The 16320-nt window shown below is 70.3% G+C and carries 15 protein-coding genes and 2 pseudogenes; 6 read left to right on the top strand and 11 right to left on the bottom strand.

What is annotated here, in order from left to right; genetic code table 11:
• Positions 1 to 62 precede the first annotated feature (62 nt).
• From IG78_RS43075 to IG78_RS0133520, 5 genes are all read left to right on the top strand, one after another.
• Positions 63 to 659, top strand: coding sequence for a hypothetical protein (locus tag IG78_RS43075; protein WP_225882321.1), 597 nt, complete (start codon positions 63 to 65; stop codon positions 657 to 659).
• Entirely contained in the window at positions 659 to 1402 is a 744-nt protein-coding gene (locus IG78_RS0133505) for a GAF and ANTAR domain-containing protein (RefSeq protein ID WP_037687069.1), read from the top strand. Before IG78_RS43075 ends, IG78_RS0133505 begins: the two co-directional genes overlap by 1 nt.
• Before the next feature lie 89 nt (positions 1403 to 1491).
• Entirely contained in the window at positions 1492 to 2208 is a 717-nt protein-coding gene (locus tag IG78_RS0133510) for a GAF and ANTAR domain-containing protein (protein ID WP_030570716.1), read from the top strand.
• Positions 2209 to 2606: 398 nt separating this feature from the next.
• A complete protein-coding gene (locus tag IG78_RS0133515; protein WP_488356436.1) occupies positions 2607 to 3725 on the top strand; it encodes a hypothetical protein in 1119 nt (372 codons plus the stop codon).
• Positions 3726 to 3766: 41 nt separating this feature from the next.
• Positions 3767 to 4774: a TauD/TfdA family dioxygenase gene (locus IG78_RS0133520; RefSeq protein WP_030570722.1), complete on the top strand. Its 1008-nt coding sequence runs from the start codon at positions 3767 to 3769 to the stop codon at positions 4772 to 4774.
• A 471-nt stretch (positions 4775 to 5245) separates the two neighbouring features.
• Here the strand turns inward: IG78_RS0133520 and IG78_RS52285 are convergent.
• The 7 genes and pseudogenes from IG78_RS52285 to IG78_RS0133550 form a co-directional block, all read right to left on the bottom strand.
• Positions 5246 to 5389, bottom strand: a pseudogene (locus IG78_RS52285) (3-oxoacyl-[acyl-carrier-protein] synthase III C-terminal domain-containing protein); the annotation flags it as partial.
• A gap of 180 nt (positions 5390 to 5569) precedes the next feature.
• The gene (locus tag IG78_RS0133525; protein ID WP_159398277.1) at positions 5570 to 5878 is read right to left on the bottom strand and encodes a MarR family winged helix-turn-helix transcriptional regulator; all 309 of its coding nucleotides are present in this window, start codon (positions 5876 to 5878) and stop codon (positions 5570 to 5572) included.
• 477 nt (positions 5879 to 6355) lie between these two features.
• Entirely contained in the window at positions 6356 to 7525 is a 1170-nt protein-coding gene (locus IG78_RS0133530; protein ID WP_225882323.1) for an amidohydrolase family protein, read from the bottom strand.
• Positions 7522 to 8346: an ABC transporter permease gene (locus IG78_RS0133535; RefSeq protein WP_078965779.1), complete on the bottom strand. Its 825-nt coding sequence runs from the start codon at positions 8344 to 8346 to the stop codon at positions 7522 to 7524. Before IG78_RS0133535 ends, IG78_RS0133530 begins: the two co-directional genes overlap by 4 nt.
• Positions 8343 to 9155, bottom strand: a complete 813-nt coding sequence (locus IG78_RS0133540; RefSeq protein ID WP_030570731.1) for an ABC transporter ATP-binding protein — start codon at positions 9153 to 9155, stop codon at positions 8343 to 8345. Before IG78_RS0133540 ends, IG78_RS0133535 begins: the two co-directional genes overlap by 4 nt.
• A complete protein-coding gene (locus IG78_RS0133545) occupies positions 9152 to 9925 on the bottom strand; it encodes an ABC transporter permease (RefSeq protein WP_051853162.1) in 774 nt (257 codons plus the stop codon). The genes IG78_RS0133540 and IG78_RS0133545 overlap by 4 nt, the downstream gene beginning before the upstream one ends.
• Positions 9926 to 10116: 191 nt before the next feature.
• Positions 10117 to 11244 carry an ABC transporter substrate-binding protein gene (locus IG78_RS0133550; RefSeq protein WP_225882324.1) on the bottom strand — a complete coding sequence of 376 codons (1128 nt, stop codon included), beginning with the start codon at positions 11242 to 11244 and terminating at the stop codon, positions 10117 to 10119.
• A 228-nt stretch (positions 11245 to 11472) separates the two neighbouring features.
• Between IG78_RS0133550 and IG78_RS0133555 the strand changes: the two genes are divergently transcribed.
• Positions 11473 to 12531, top strand: coding sequence for a LacI family DNA-binding transcriptional regulator (locus tag IG78_RS0133555; RefSeq protein WP_030570740.1), 1059 nt, complete (start codon positions 11473 to 11475; stop codon positions 12529 to 12531).
• 282 nt (positions 12532 to 12813) lie between these two features.
• Here the strand turns inward: IG78_RS0133555 and IG78_RS44480 are convergent.
• The 4 genes and pseudogenes from IG78_RS44480 to IG78_RS0133580 all read right to left on the bottom strand — a co-directional run.
• Positions 12814 to 13262: pseudogene (locus IG78_RS44480) on the bottom strand (lipase family protein); the annotation flags it as partial.
• Between the two features lie 503 nt (positions 13263 to 13765).
• Complete coding sequence (locus IG78_RS0133570) at positions 13766 to 15604, bottom strand: ABC transporter ATP-binding protein (RefSeq protein WP_030570743.1); 1839 nt, start codon at positions 15602 to 15604, stop codon at positions 13766 to 13768.
• Complete coding sequence (locus IG78_RS0133575) at positions 15601 to 16044, bottom strand: lasso peptide biosynthesis B2 protein (RefSeq protein ID WP_030570746.1); 444 nt, start codon at positions 16042 to 16044, stop codon at positions 15601 to 15603. Before IG78_RS0133575 ends, IG78_RS0133570 begins: the two co-directional genes overlap by 4 nt.
• Positions 16041 to 16295, bottom strand: a complete 255-nt coding sequence (locus IG78_RS0133580) for a lasso peptide biosynthesis PqqD family chaperone (protein WP_030570749.1) — start codon at positions 16293 to 16295, stop codon at positions 16041 to 16043. The genes IG78_RS0133575 and IG78_RS0133580 overlap by 4 nt, the downstream gene beginning before the upstream one ends.
• Positions 16296 to 16320: the final 25 nt, after the last annotated feature.

The raw sequence follows: 16320 nt of genomic DNA on the forward strand, positions 1-16320 counted from the left end.
TCTGTTCCCGGCGGCAGCGGCCACGGAAGCCCGCAGGCGACGAGTCGCCCGACATCGGCGGGGTGCGGCTGCGCCGGGTGAACCGCTGGCTGGTGGAGGACCTGCTTGGGGATCTGGCGGATCTGTACGTGGAGTCCTGCGAAACGAAGCCGAGCGAGGACTGCCGCAGTCGCAGTCGGCAGGACTTCCTGAACCGTCTGGCCGGTGACATCCGTCGGCCGGGGTTCGCCATGGTGATCGCGGAAGCGGATGGCTTGGTGGGATGTGTCTTCGGATTCCCGGTGCGCAGCGACGGCTTCTGGTGGTCGGGGTTCGACGGTGAGCTGCCGCGCAGCATTGAGCAACGCACTGAGTCCGACCGGGTCTTCGCGATCACCGACATCCTGGTCCGCCCGCACCCTCAGGACCCGGCTCTGGCCCGCCGTCTGCAGGAGCGGCTGTTGGGCGACCACCAGGCGTCCCTGGGCGTCACCTTGGTGGGTCAGGCCGATCATCCGGCCCTGGCTGCCTTCCGGGCCTGGGGGTGGCGGGACATCGGAGAGAGCTGGAGGCCGACCGGAGCCATGGTGTTCCGTGTGCTGGTCCTCCCCCTCGGAGAGCGGACCATGGCGAGGCTGGAGGGACTGGCCCATCACTCCTGGACGCGGTGGCCCGGGTGATGCCCACCAGCCGGTCGTCCCGGATCCGCCTGCTGGTCGCCGAGCAGGCGGCCCGGCGTGGTGCCCGGGTCGGGGTGATGGACGTGTGTACCGCGGCGGTGGCCTCACTGCCGGTCGGTGGGGCCGGGGTGTCGGTGATGTTCCGGACCGGGGCGAGTCATCCCCTGTGCAGCACCGATGACGTCAGTGAGCAGTTGGAGGAACTGCAGCTCACGCTGGGCGAGGGACCGTGTGTGGATGCCTTCACGCACGGTGCGGCCGTCCTGACGCCTGACCTGCGGACCGGTGAACTGCAGGACTGCTGGCCCGTGTTCGCCGACGCGGCCCTGGAATCCGGGGCGCTCGCGGTCTTCGCACTCCCGCTGCAGATAGGAGCGATCAGCCCCGGGGTCCTGGATCTGTACGCCCCGGTCCCGGTCCGGTTGGACACCGAGGAGCTGGCCGACGCACTGGCTTTCGCCGATCTCGCGACGCTGGTCCTGCTCGACACCCGGATCGATGAAACGGGCGCATCAGGGAAGGGACAGAGCGAGGACCTGGGCGGGTACCGGGCGGAGATCTCCCAGGCCACCGGCATGCTCACCGTCCAGCTCGGTGTCGGTATCGAGGAAGCCTTCGTGCGGCTGCGCGCCCATGCCTATGCCCACGGGCGTCGGCTCACCGTCGTGTCCGCCGACGTGGTGGCCGGTCGGCTCCGCTTCTCCCCCGACGCGGAGCCGACCCGGAGCGACGAGGACACATGACGCCCTCGCTCGATCCAGTGAACGCACGATGCGCCGCGCTTCCCTCCCCGTTCGGGCAGGGCCAGCCCTTCTTCACAGAGGTGTAAATGATGGATGAGCGACTCCTGGCCAAGACCTTCGTCGAGTTGGCGGACACCTTGGTCGCCGACTTCGACCTGATCGACTTCCTGCGCCTGCTGACCGACCGCTGCGTAGGGATGCTCGGCGCGAGCGCCGCCGGCGTGCTGCTCGCCGACCGCGACGGCGAACTGCGGGTGATGGCCGCCTCCGACGAACAGGTGCGCCTGCTGGAGCTCTTCCAGCTCCAGAACGACGAGGGCCCCTGCCTGGACTGCTACCGCACCGGGACGCCCGTGGCCGTCCCGGACCTGTGTACGGAGACCGCCCGCTGGCCCCGCTTCGCCGCCCGGGCCCAGCTTCACGGCTTCAGCGCGGTCCAGGCCCTGCCCATGCGGTTGCGGGACGAGGTCGTCGGCGCGCTGAACCTCTTCCGTGCCGCCCCCGGCCCCTTCGATCCGATGGGCACGCCCATCGCCCAGGCCCTGGCCGACGTCGCCACCATCAGCCTCCTGCAACAGCGCACCACCCAACGCACGACGGTCCTCAATGAGCAGTTGCAGACCGCGCTGAACAGCCGTGTACTGATCGAACAGGCCAAGGGAAAACTCGCCGAACGCCAGGGCATCGACATGGAACAGGCGTTCACCGCCCTGCGCAGCTACGCCCGTGCCCACAACCGTCGTCTGATCGACGTGGCCCGTGCCTTCATCGACGACACCGAGCCCCTCGCTGATCTGGTGTCCTGACCCAGGCCACCAGGAGTGACGGCTGCTTCCTGGGGCATCGTCGGCGTTCTCGGAAGACCGTTGTGGTTGACGCGTCTTTGGCCACACTGCCCAGCATGGTTGCTCCGGGCGCGGGCAGGGGCCCTGCGCCGGGAACGCGGGATCTGGGCCCGGCCCTCCCGAAGGAGCCTAAAGCGTGTTGCACAACGGCGATCACGTTCGGATCCGGCCACCAACCACGAGGACACCGGCCCGATTCTGTACCCGTTGTCGCTGGTCTGGTAGGCACCGCTAAACGGTCGCGAAAGATCGTTCGATCGTTGTGCAACACGCTTTGGCTGGCCAAATCGCGCGCCCGCACCAGAGCGATGGCGTCATCTGGGTTTCGGATGGAGTGCGCATGGCGAAGTTGTTCGACTATGGGCTTATCACCGGTTGCCGTTCTTCCCGCTGTCGCTGTCTTCCGTGAGCCCCGAGGCGGGTGCCCCGCCCCCGCGTTGGGCCCACGCGTCGTTGCCGAGGCGCAACGAACCGTGCGCGTGTTGGCCGACGTAGCGACCCACGCCAGACCGGTTGAACGGTCCCTCGCTCTGCGGCAAGCCGCCGCGACGGCGAGCAGTTTGGCGGCCTCACTGGCAGAGCTGGATGAGGCCGTGCTCGGTGAGGGCATACCGGCTCAGTCGATCAGTCAATCCTACTTCCGGGTCCGTGAGGAAGAGCTGTCGGATCAACAGGCCGCCCTGCACGGCGTCCTGGTCATCCACCGCGCTCTGGAAGACCTGTGCGACGCGCCCCTGGCGGGCGGCGACCTGGCACTGGAGACAGCCGGCATGCGACAGGCCGTAGTCGACCTCACCGGCGCGACACCGGACACCGACCTCGACTTCGAACCGCCCACCCCCGTCCCCGCAACTGGGACGGGGGCGTCGTTGGAAGACGTGTGGAGCGCTCGCTGGCTCATCGGCCACCAGGTCCATGTCCTGTTCAACGTCTGCGCCGCAGCAGCCGTCGCCGACGCCACCGGCCACCTGCGGCGCGGCAACCGCGAGACCGCGCTGCGACGGCTTGCGGACGCGACGGTGTACGTGCGCGGATTCCCCGCAGCCATGACCCACGCCAGTACGATCCCGGCTGATTACTACCGGACGGCGATACGCCAGACCATGGCGCCCCCGTCGGTGGACATCCCCCTGAGCGGGCGCCAGCACCGTGGCTACAAGCTGTTCCGGGCGGCGATGAAGGACCTGCTGGCTGTCGCTCCGGACTCCTACGAGCACTTGGCGGCCCGGGCCCCGGAGCTGGCCGAGGCCCGAGGCGCTCTGCTGGAAGCCGACATCATCGACGGTGAACGGCACGTCACCCTCGCATACTCGATGGTGCATCTCGATCGTTCCATCGCTCAAAGGCCCGACAGCCCCGATAACGCCGTCGCCGAACTACGGCTCATGCGCCATCGCCGCGCAGCCCAGTACGCCCCCTTGATCCGGTACGGGGACCACTACGTCGCCGACGCCGTGGCCGGCCTGCGCCACTCGTGAGCTCGCGTGCCTGCCGCCCACATTCCCATCGGGAGACTTCTATGGCCGATACGACGCCCGACAGCACCCATGGCACCGGCGTGGTCGGCCGGGAACTTGATCCGGCCGATGCCGCCGCGTGCGAGCGGCTGGCCCGTGCCCTGTGCACCGAGGGACACGACGAGGTCGACAGTCCTGAGTGGGTGGCACGGGCCAGGGACGCCTGGGAGGAGCTTCCGCTGCCGCTGCGCCGTCAGGTTCGCCGGTTTCGAAGGCATTCCGGTCCGAACGGAACCTTGGTGATCGGCGGCCTGCCCGTCGACCGGACAGCCCTGCCCCCGACGCCGGCCGTGCCCGACTCGGTCCAGCGCCGGGCCACCGTTTCGGCCGCTGTGCTCACCATGGTGGCTTGTGGTCTCGGGGAGCCTCTCGCCTACCTGGCGGAGAAGGCCGGTGCCCTCGTTCAGGACGTTGTGCCCGTGCCCGGGCAGGAGACCTTTCACGGCAACGCCGGGTCTGTGCCGCTGTCCTTCCATTCCGAGAACGGATTCCACCCCCACCCGCCTGACTACGTGGTCTTCCTGTGCCTGCGCGCCGACCATGACCACATCGCCGGCATGCGTGTCGCAGGTATTCGCCAGGTGTTGCCGCTCCTCTCCCCCGCCAGCCGCGAAGCCCTGTTCACACCACAGTTCGTCACCACTCCCCCACCCTCCTTCGGCCCTGACACCGGCGCGAGCAAGCCGGATGTCGAGCCCCGGCCGGTGCTTTCCGGAGCCGTGGAGGACCCCGACATACGCATGGCCCAACTCGTCACCACCCCGCTCAACGCCCTGGCCGCTGAAGCACTCAGCGCATTCGGCCGCGCCTGTGAGGCGGCCTCCCTCACCCTGCGCCTGGCACCCGGTGACCTGGTCATCATCGACAACCGCGTCACCGTCCACGGCCGCACCGCCTTCCACCCCCGCTACGACGGAGCCGACCGCTGGTTGCAGCGCACATACGTCACCTGCGATCTGCGCCGCTCCCGCGACCACCGCCCTCATGACGGCCACGTCCTCACCCGCTGACCGCTGTGACGTCGCCGGACGAGGTCCCGCTCCAGGCCGCCTTGCGATCACCCTGGCAGGGCAAACCCAGGGGCAGGAACCGAACTGCTTGTTACTGCGTCCTCCACCGCGCGTGCGACCGCTGACGCCTCCGCGTTGACGACTGCGTCGGAGCAGTCGGCAGTGAGGCCGGCGATGCGTGCAGACGTCATCTCGCAGGCGTGTGGGCCCGATACGTCCAGCGCGATCGCCCGCAGTGCGAGACCTTCCGCTTCTGCTCGCTTCGACAGCCTGTCCGTTTCGTCTTGTGTGCGGGCTGTGGCGCACACGCCATGTCCGGTTCGGGTCAGCCGAAATGCTGTGGCCTAACCGATGCCGTTTCCGGCACCGGTCACCAGCACGCTCCTGGTCATCGACGTCTCCTCCTGTCCGAGGCGCTCCGGCTCCCGCCTTGAGGTCTGGGACGGAGGCGGATGATCGTGACGTGGCGCTGAAGCCGCTGGCGAAGCCGATCAGGGGAACCAGGTCCCCGGGGCCAACGCGGCCGGTCTCCTGAGCCCGAGCGAGTTGCAAAGGCAGTGAAGCCGAGGCGGCGTTGCCGTGGCCTGCGACCATGAGCATGCACCGTTCCGCCAACAGGTCGAGGCGTCACACAGGCGCCCGTCTCGTACACCCGCGCCCCGTGTCCTGCCAGATCCCCGACTTCCTGTCGAATGACGTGCGGACGCCCTGGCCGCGTGGGCCCCTGCGCCGCGGCGCCCCCTCCCCCCCCATTGCCCCCGGGCTCCGCGCCGTTCGCCGGTACGACCCGGCCGCCTACAACTCGTCGTAGATTCCGCTCAGTCGGTCGAGGACATCTGCGGCGATGGCGAGATCCCCCGTGCTCAGGTGGGTGAGGGGCTCGGCCAGTGCGTCGGCGAGGATGCGCTCCCGGTGCCGGTCGCGCCCCTTGGCGGTGAGGCTCACGCGGACGGCACGGCGGTTGCCAACGTCGGGTTCCCGGTCGACGTAGCCGACATTGACGAGGCCGTTGACCAACTGGGTCGCGGCGGCGCTGGTGGTTTCGACGCCCTTGGCGAGTTCGGCGATCGAGAGCGGGCCGCGCGCGGTTAAAGCGTGTTGCACAACGGCGATCACGTTCGGATCCGGCCACCAAGGGTTGGCACCGCTAAACGGTCGCGAAAGATCGTTCGGTCGTTGTGCAACACGCTTTAGGGCCTGTCTGGCAAGGACTTTGGCCCGTCAGGCGTCTTCCACTCGCCCGACTAAGAGCCTAGCCCGATCTACGTTGTCACTCCCACTTACTTCCACCGCTATCGCGTTCCCGACAAGCTCTTCCGGTCTATGTCCGGTCCAAGTCCCGCCTCACCATCCGGCGTCCCGCCCTGACTGACGCGGTCGCGCGGCGAGCACATTCGGCCAGCTCCACACCGGAGTACAGCCAGAACGAGATCCCGGCGCGGCGGAGGTCGTAGGGCCGCTCGGCCGGTCCGGAGGCGAGTTCCGTACGGGGTAGGACGGACTTCCGCACCCGCGCCCATGTCGTGCCGTACGCAGCGACATCCACGTAGTTGCTTCGCACCACCGATGCGCGGGCATCGCTCAGCCCGGCAGCCGCATCAGGCGCAGCAGGTTTCCGTGGTAGATCTGCTCGCGTGCGGTGGCCGTGAGGTCGAGCGTGTCCAGGACGCGGATCGTCTCGCGGATGAATCCGGGGCCGCCCTCCGGGTCGAAGGGGCAGTCCGTACCGAACAGGACGTGTTCGGTACCGAAGAAGTCCAGGCCGCACCGGATGCCACTCGCGGACGCCGACAGGGCCGTGTCCGCGTAGAAGCGGCGGAAGTACTCAAGGGGTGGGCGCGGCGGCGTCGTGCTCCGCAGCCGCGTGAGGTCCTCGCCCGCGGTGCGGCTGCCGAGCTGCTCGCTCCAGCCGAGCCTGATCCGCCCCTCCAGGTACGGGATCATCGCGCCCAGGTGGTGGGTGATGATCTTGATGTCGGGGTGCCGTTCGAGCAGGCCGGAGAAGACGAGCCGGGCCATGGCGACGCTCGTTTCGTACGGCCAGCCGAGGGCCCACCAGATCTCGTACCGGGAGGTGTCCTCGGCGGCGTAGTCGGCGAAGCCCGCGCCGCGCGCCGGATGCAGCCAGACGGGCAGGTCACGCCGGGCCATCTCGGCGAAGACGCCGTGGAAGGCCGGATCGTCCAGCGGCCTTCCGTTGACGTTGGTGAAGACCTGCACGCCGCGGGCGCCGAGTTCGTCGAGCGCGAAGGCGATCTCGGCGAGGGCGGCGTCCGGGTTGTTCATCGGCAGGGAGGCGACGAACGCCGGGAACCGGTCGGGGTGACGCTCGCACAGCGCGTGCATCGACTCGTTGGCGAGCCGTGCCAGAGCCGGGGAGTCCCGCGGTCCCGCGAGCAGTTCGATCGGCGGTGAGGAGAGGGTGAGCACCTGCTGGTAGCCGTCGCCGAACGCGTCCATCATCCGCAGCCGCGCGTCGACGTCGTGCAACGCGTCCAGTTCCAGCCAGCGCTTCAGGGCGCCGGAGTCGACGGCGAGCTCCCGCATCCGCGCGAAGTAGGGGGCGGGCAGGATGTGGCTGTAGGCATCGAGTCTCCGCATGTCCCTCTTCGAGTCGACCGTGTCCATCGCGCCTGCTCCCGAGTCCACCGCGTCCATCGTCCCTGCCTCCAAGTCGACCGCGTCCATCGCCCCTGCCTCCAAGTCGACCGCGTCCATCGCCCCTGCCTCCGAGTCGGTTTTCGTCCTCATCCCTCTTCCTTCCATGTACGGGGGACCCAGCGGGTGACCCTTCGGTCGACGGCCTGGACCAGCGCGATGGCTGCCAGGGCGACGGCGATCACGACCAGCAGTACGGCGAGAACGCCCGCGCTGTCGAAGCGGCCACCGGCTTCGGTGACGAGGCGGCCGAGGCCCACCACGGAGATGAACATCTCTCCGTTGACCATGCCGGTGACGGCGCGGCCGACACCGAGCCGGACCCCGGCCATGATCAGGGGAGCCGCGGCGGGAAGCGCCACGCGTACGAGCACCCGCCACTCGCTCGCGCCGTACGAGCGAGCCATCTCGACCAGGTGCGGGGGCACCGACCGAACGCCCGCTGCCGTGTTGACGACGACGACGAACACGGCGTACGTCACCACCACCGCCACGATCGAGGCGCGCCCCGCACCGAGCAGCGAGAAGAACACCGGGGCGAAGACCAGCGACGGGGCGGCCAGCAACGCGTGCACGTACACGCCGAGCGCCGCGTCGACCCGGCGCCAGCGGCCCATGGCCGTGCCCACGAGGAGCCCGGCGGCGAGGGAGATGACGAATCCCAGGGCCAGATTGACGAGGCTGTCCGCCAGGCTGCTCACGATCGTTCCCTGTCGGGTCGCCGCGACGAGCCGGTCGAGCACCGTGCTCAGCGGCGGCACCGCCGACGCGTCGGCGGTACGCCCCACCGCTTCCCAGACGACGGCGCCGGCCGCGAGGCTGACGGGTGCGGCGGGCAGGCTTCGCAGGCGGGCGGCCGTCGGGCGCCGCGAGGAGCCGGCCGACCGGCGTTCCACCGAGGTCGGCGCGGTCATGAGGCCACCTTGTCCGGACGGTGGGCGCGGTCCGGCCGGTGCTCCGCGTGCATGTCGCGCAGCCGCTCCCACAAGTACGCCGTGATCTCCGCGTACTCGCCGGAGCGCGCGACACCGCCGGCGTCGCGCGAGCGGGGCCGGGGCAGGCGCACCGGCACGATCTCGGCGATCCGTCCGGGGCGGGCGCTCATCAGGGCGACGCGGTCGCCGAGGAGCACGGCCTCCTCCATGCTGTGCGTGATGAACACGACGGTCATCCGGTGTTCCTCCCAGAGCGCGAGGAGTTCTTCCTGGAGCAGCCGGCGCGTCTGCTCGTCCACGGCGCCGAACGGCTCGTCCATGAGCAGCACCCGCGGGCGGACGGCCAGGGCGCGGGCGATGCCGACGCGCTGCTGCATGCCTCCGGACAACTCGCCGGGCAGCTTGGCCTCACAGCCCTCAAGACCGACCGTGGCGATGAACGAGCGGGCCCGTTCGACGCGTTCGGCCCGTCCGACGCCGCGCATACGCAGGCCGAACGCGACGTTGTCCAGGACCGTCGCCCAGGGCAGCAGCGCGAAGTTCTGGAAGACCATGCTCCGGTCGGGCCCGGGGCCGCGCACCGGTGCGCCGTCGACGGCGATGTCCCCGTCGTCCCAGGGCACGAGTCCGGCGATGGCTCTCAGCAAGGTCGTCTTGCCGCAGCCGCTGGGGCCGAGGACGGTCAGGAACTCGTTCTCGCGCACGTCGAGGGAGACGTCCCGCAGCGCGTCGACTCTCTCGCCGCTCCGGGTGGTGAAGGACTTGGAAAGACCCTGGATGGTGATCATCGTTGGCTCCTCGCCGGGCGGGTGCGGGATGTGTTCGGGCGGGTCCAGCGGGTCAGCCTGCGCTCGGCCCAGTGCGCGACGGCTCCCAGGAGCAGGGCCTCGGCCAGGATGACGGCGATGGTGCCGTAGAGCTGCGGGGCCTTGAGCAGACCGCGGTAGGTGAGGATCAGGCCGCCGAGGCCGTCGGAGACCATGAGCAGTTCGACGAGGACCATCCCGGTGACCGCGCGCCCGAGACCGAGGCGAACGCCGGTCATCACGGCGGGCAGGGCGGCGGGCAGCAGGATCCGCGCCCAGACGGTCCGCTCACCGGCGCCGAACGAGCGGGCCATCTCGATCAGCGCGGGGTCCACCTGCCGTACGCCCGCACGGCTGTTCACGATCACCATCACGACCGCGAAGAGCGCGACGAGCACGACGCGGGAGGCCGTTCCGACGCCCACCGACATCACGAGCAGCGGGATGAGGGCGGCCATCGGTGTGACGAGGAGGATGTTCAGGTGGACGTCCGCGTACCGCTCAAGCAGCGGGAAGCGGCCGAGCGCGATGCCGAGCGGAACGCCGACGACCACCGCGAGGGCGAAGCCGAGCACCAGCGCCTGGTTGCTGACGTAGAGGGCGCGCCACAGCTCCGCCTCTCCGAGAAGCCCGGCCGTGGCCCGGACCGTTTCGGTGAATCCGGGCAGCAGCAGGCCGCCCCGCGCGCGGGCGTACAGCTCCCAGCCCGTGGCGAAGACCGCGAACGTCAGGAGCTGGTAGGGCAGGTTCATGTCGAGGAAGCGGCGCAGCGGTCCGGCGGGACGGGCGGGTCGCGGGCCGGCTTGCGTGCCGTGACCGCTTCGGCGTTCCTTCCGGTGTGTGGGCGCGCGCCGGGGTGTGGTCGCGCTCCGGGGTGTGGTCGTGTTCGGGCGCGTGGACGCGTTCCGGAACATGGCTGCGCTCCGCTGCGTGGTCGAGCGGGTCATGAGGCCGCCCTGATGAAGCTGAGGTCGACCGCGTCCTCCGCGGCCACGCGCCGCCCGATCACACCGGCCCGTGCGAAGAAGTCGATGGTGCCCTGGACGTTGTTCCGCGTGAGCGCCGCCGCGTCGAAGAGGCCCGCCTCGCGGTACCGCTCGGCGACCCGGGCCAGGTCGGACTCGTCCTCCCCCGGCAGGTAGGTGCGCGCGAGGCGTGCCAGGTGCTGCGGCCGTTCATTGATCCTGGCGTGCTCGCGCACCAGCGCCGTCACGAACAACTGCGCGACGTCCCGGTGACCGGTGAGGAAGTCCGCGTTGGCGTAGACCGTCTGCGGGTGCACGTCCGGCAGGCTCCGGGCGAAGTCGGCGAGCTTGGTGAGCCCGGCGGCGGCCGGTGCGTCCGCCGACTCCAGGGCGACGGCGTCGGACACCTCCAGCGGTGTCGCGTCTATCTCCCCCGAGGCGAGGGCCTGCGCGCGGACCTCGGAACCGCCGAGCGTCAGATAGCGCGGGCGCTTGCCGTCGCCGCACTGCGTACGCACCCAGTCCTTGGCCATGGCTGTCGCGACCGCGCCCGCGCTGAAGATGCCGAACGGACGCCTGTCGAGGTCGTCGCAGGAGGCGATGCCCGGCTTGCCGTAGAGGGCCCACTGATTGCCGACGACATCAGCAATGATCTTGATGGGTGCGTGCTGTTCGATGGCGCTCAGCGCCGGGCCCGTGGCCTCGGCCGAGATCGCGTAGTCGCCCTTGGCGAGGCCTTCGATCGCCAGCTCGGGTGCGGCGAGCTCCACGACGTCGACGTCGTGCCCCTGTCGGCGGACGGCGTCGACGGCTGCGAGGAGCGGCACGGTCGTGATGTCCGGTTCGACGACCGCCACCGTGAACGAGAGCGTTCCGTCCGCGCGGGTCTCGGTGCCCGTGCTGCTGCCGCAGGCGGTGGCCGCCACGGCGGCGGCGCACAGGGCCGCGGTGACGGCGAGCCGTTTGCCGCGGGTCGGGGCGGCGCGTTTCCCGTGAGTCGAGACGGCCCGTTTGCCACGGGTCGGGACGGCCCGTGATTCGCGGGCCGAGACGGCCCGTAAACCGGGCCGGGTCCAGTGCTGCATGGCTTCCCACTTCCCCCTCATGCTGCGTCAGTTTCCTCTGGTCAGCAGTCAGGCAAACGTATGCCTTGCTCTGATGTTAGACACCCGGAACGCGGAGCCGTCAAGTTCCAACTTGGCTTACAGTCCGGCCTGTTGGCGCACACGACCCAGGTCCAGGACTGTTCCTGGTGATCGCCGACGCTTGCGAACTCGACGCTCCTGTGCGAGTTTTGGCACCACGAAGGCAAACGTTTCACTGGACGGTGGTGTGTGAGTTCACTGGTGGAAGTCGCCCGGGCGGCGGGTGTGGCCGTGTCGACCGCGTCGCGCGTGCTGAGTGGTTCCAGTCACCCCATCTCGGCCAGGACGCGAGCCAAAGTCCTCGCTGTCGCCGCGGAGTTGGAGTACTCCCCCAGTGCCCTCGCCCGCGCCATGGTCTCCCCGCACAGTCGGCTCGTCGGCGTCCTCGTGAGCGACATCGACAACCCGTACTTCTCCGTCATCGCACGCGGAGTGGACGACGTGGCGACCCGGGCCGGTTACGTCACCATGCTGTCCAACGTCGACCGGCGCACCGACACGGAGATCAGCCGCCTACAGGCCATGCGGGACTACCGTGCCGCGGGCGTCATCTTCGCCGGCAGCGGCCACGTCGACGATCCACAGGCCCCCGACCTGGTCAAAGCCGTGCGCCGCGCCCAGGAGCAGGGCATCCAGACGGTCTCACTCGCCGTGCGCGACCTCTGCTGCCCCTCCGTCGTGGTCGACAACCGCGCCGTGGCGTACGACATCACCGATCACCTCGTCTCGCTCGGCCACCGGCGCATCGCGTTCATCGAGGGCCCGCCCGGCATGACCGTCACCCGGCACCGGCGTGAGGGCTTTCTGTCGCGCATGGCCGACGCGGGGCTCGCCGACGGCGCGCTCTGCCGCCCCGGCGGCTTCGACTACCAGTCCGGGCACGCCGCCACCCTGCGGCTCATCGCGCACCGCCCGCTCCCGGACGCCGTCCTCGCGGCCAACGACGAGGCCGCCGTCGGCGCGTTGAGCGCCCTGCGCCAGGCGGGGATCGAGGTGCCGGGGGAGATCTCCGTGGCGGGCATGGACGATCTGCGTACCGCGGAGTTCGTCGACCTGACCACGGTGCGTCTGCCGCTGTACGAGATGGGCTCCCTGGCCGCCCGGCACATCATCGACACGGCGGCCCGCGCCGGTGCGACGCCCGCGACGACGCCCGGTGCGGAGAGCGCGGCGGACGGTGCCGCGACGACGGTGCTCAGCCATCGGGTCGTACCCCGGGGAACGACGGCCCGGCGTCCCGGACCCTGACCGACCCCACACGTGATCCGATGTGGCGCTGAGGGAAAACGTCACGACTCTCGGGCCGCTGGAAGTGGTCGACGGGCGCCGGCTGGCGGGTGACGTCCGCGGGCACCTCAGCGGCCCTTCGGTGGAGTTCCGCGGTCTCGCTCAAGGACACGTTCGGTGATATGGGTCAGCAGCGGCATGAGCGCGGCCAACGGCACGGTCGCGAAGGACGGCACACGGCAGGCGGCGGCCCGGACGGCGGTCGGCCTGAGCATGCGGTGGGCCCGGGCACGCGGCGGTGCTTCAGTGCTGGTTCTTCTCGAGGGCGGCGATGTACTGCTTCATCAAGTGGTCGCGGACGCCGTCGGAGGCCGGTGCGAGCATGTCTGCGGTGTAGCCCTCGGCCCGGTCCAGCAGGCCGCCGAGCATCGGCGTCTTGTCGCGGATGGTGCCGCTGGAGTCGATGTAGCGCAAGGCGTCGACGTGGTGGAAGACCGGCTCGGGCGGGAGTCGCGGGACGACGTCGTTGTTGTTGACGAAGCGGTACATGCGCTTGGTGAAGGCGCTGTTGTAGGCGCGTGCCAGGACGCGGTCGCAGGTGCGTGGCTGCCGAAGGTGTAGACGCCGTCGGCGGTGCGGCGGGGTTCCTCGAAGTGCAGTCGCGCGGCGGCCAGCATGGCCAGCGCGCCGCCGAGGCTGTGGCCGGTGAACCACAGTGTCTGTCCGTTGTCGCGCAACTCGTGGACCGCGGTGCTGATCTACCACAGCGGACGGGGTGCACCGGGGTGCGCCCCGCTTCGGTGCCGGGTGGCTTCGCGCACGGGCATACTCGACCCCTCCTCGCCGCACTCCGCGCGGGGTGGCGTCGGGGAAGCGGACAGGGCTCCCGTGGACGCCAGAACGCGTGGGCTGAGTCGAACGGCCGGATGTAGGGTGGCGACGCCAGGGGCGGCCCGGCAAGCGCAGCCCGCCGGACGGATGGAACCAGCGGGACTGGTCGCGCTGGAACCGGCCGGGCTGGCCGGAGTTCTGATCGCGGCGATGGCAGGGATGTTCTACCTGTCGTCGAAGGTCAAACCCAAGGACTGACCACCGGCTTGGCAGTACTTTCGGCCGTTCGGTCGTCGAGATCGTCGGTGGCGACTGCGGGTCGGCGGGCTGCTGATGTGCAGTGCCAGAACTGCTGACCCGGCACGCTCGCTGACGGCACGGACGTGCCCTCCCGCAGCCGTCCGTGCGTACGGTGAGCAACCGGCTAGGTGCGCGGGTGAGTGCGGGCGGCCCGCTCGGGGACGGGTCGGGCGGCGGCCGGGCGGAGTACTTGTCCGGCCGCCAGTTCGCGGTACAGGGAGCTGCCGGTGAGCAGTTCCTCGTGTCTTCCGCTGGCGGACGTGCGACCACGGTCCAGGACGACGATCTGGTCGGCGTGCTGGACGGTGGAGAGCCGATGCGCGATCACCAGAAGGGCGCATTCCTGCGCGACGTCCTTCATCACCGTGGTGAGCGCCGCCTCGTTGATGGCGTCGAGGTGGGAGGTGGGCTCGTCGAGCAGGAGCAGTTCGGGGCGGGCGAGCAGGGCGCGGGCCAGGGCGACCCGCTGGCGCTCGCCGCCCGAGAGCGTGTTGCCGCGCTCGCCGAGCATGCCGGACAGCCCGCCGTGCAGCCGTCGTACGACGTCGTCGAGCCGGGCGAGTTCGACGACGCGCCGTACGTCCGCCTCGGTGGCGTCGGGTACGGCATAGGTGATGTTGTCGCGCAGAGTGCCGTGGACGACGTGGGTGTTCTGATCGACGACGGCGATCCGCGCGCGGCACTCCGCGCGGGTCAGTTCGGTGGCGGGCCGCCCGTGGAAGAGCAGGGCGCCGGAGTCCGGTTCGTAGAACCTGGCCACCAGCGCGAAGATCGTGCTCTTCCCGGCCCCCGACCGGCCGACCAGGGCCGTCTGGCGCCGATGGGGAACGGTGAACGTGACGCCGCGCAGGACGGGCCGTTCGGGGTCGTAGCCGAAGGTGAGGTCCCGCAGCGCGAGGGCGGGCTCCTGGCACGCGGTGGCTTGCCGGGCCGCCTCGCAGGTACGCACCTGTACGGTCCGGCGGCCGGGCGGAGCGGGCTCCGCCGGCAGGTGCAGGGCTTCTTCGATGCGCTGGTAGGCGCCCATGCCGCGCTGGATCAGGCCGACCGCGCGGAAGACGGAGGACAGGGGCAGGACGAGGTAGGAGGCGTACAGCAGGAAGGCCACGAGGTCGCCGAGGGAGTTGGCGTCGCCGGTGACGCGCAGGCCGCCGATGACCAGGACGAGCAGGAAGGAGCCCTGGACCGCGAGTTCGACGGCCGGGCTCATCACCGACGCGAGTTTCGCGGCCCGCACCCCCGCGTCGTGAGCGGACTCGACGCGTTCACCGATGCGCTGCGCCTCGCGGTCCTCGGCCCGGTGGACACGGACCATCGGCAGCGCGCCGAGCGCGCGTTCGAGATCGGCGGCGATCGCGCCGACCGAGCGCTGCATGTGCTCGGATGCGGCACGGATGCCCTTCAGCAGCGAGACGACGACCGCGGCCGCGACGGCCACGGTCAGGGCGACCATGGCCAGCAGCAGCGGGTCGATCCACATCATCAGGACGATGGCGCCGAACGCGACGAGAGCTCCGGTGACGAGGTCGACAAGGGCCTGGGAGACCACCTCCCTGAGCAGAGTGGTGTCGGTGGTCACACGGGAGATCAGATCACCGGTGCGCTGACGGTCGTACTCCCGCATGTCCAGCCGCAGCAGTCGCGCGACCAGGCCGTGGCGGAGTTGTCGTACGACTCCCTCACCCATGCGTTCCAGGACGAAGCGGCCGATGGCACCGGTGGCCGCCTCGGTGACGAACAGCACGGCCAGCAGGAGCAGCACTGGCCAGAACGCCTGTCCGCGACCGCTCGCGTCCACGATCTGCTTGGCGACGAGGGGCTGGGCGAGCCCGAGGGCGGAGCCGACGAGGGTGAGCACGGTGGCCGCCGTGACGGCGGCCCGGTGTCCGGCGGTGAGGCGGTACATGGTGGCCACCGCGGCCCGTGTCGAGCGGTCCGGCGACTTCACCGGGGACGGAGTCATCGGCTGGGCGGCCGGTTCGCTGCCGACGGCCCCACCGCGAGCAGACGCGCGAAGTAGTCGTCGGGCGCGTCTTCGCCGACGGGCCGTCCCTCCGCTTCGATCCAGGCGTGCGCGTTGAAGGGAGGCACGACGCTCGCCCCGGTGCACCACACGGGCCAACTGCCCGTCAGCCGGCACAGCAGGGCGGCCCCCAGCGAGCGGGGCAGGCAGCCTTTGGGGCCGGCGCAAAGCAGGCTGACCGCGCACACCGCGTCCCGGGCGTTCTGCGCTTGTGCGGCGGTGGCCGGCCTGGCTCCGCGACGTACGACGTCCAGGACGGCGCGGATCCTGCGCGGGGGCAGGAAGGAGAGCGCGACGGCCGGGAGCAGCACGAGGCGGGCGGCCGTACGCCGGGTGAAGGGAACGCCGGTGGGCCGTTCCAGGGCGCTCGGTGTCGTCATGAGGCCAGCCCCGAGTCCCGCAGCTCCCGCACGAGAGCTGTGACGTCCTGCTCCGCGCGGTCCCGGCCGATGTCGAACTCCGTGAGGAGCGCGGCGACGGCCTCCGCTTCGTCGCCGCCGTCGAGGAGGGTCCGTACCACGAGGGAGCCCGTGGGGTTGAGTTCCCAGTAGTTTCCGCTGGGCTGGTCCAGGAGGACTGTGCCGTAGTCGGTCTCCGCGGTGGAGACGTCGGGGCCGAACCGCAGTGCCATGGTGGGTGACTGCCTTTCTCCGGTG

The organism is Streptomyces aureocirculatus, from assembly GCF_000720475.1.
GTDB lineage: Bacteria > Actinomycetota > Actinomycetes > Streptomycetales > Streptomycetaceae > Streptomyces > Streptomyces aureocirculatus.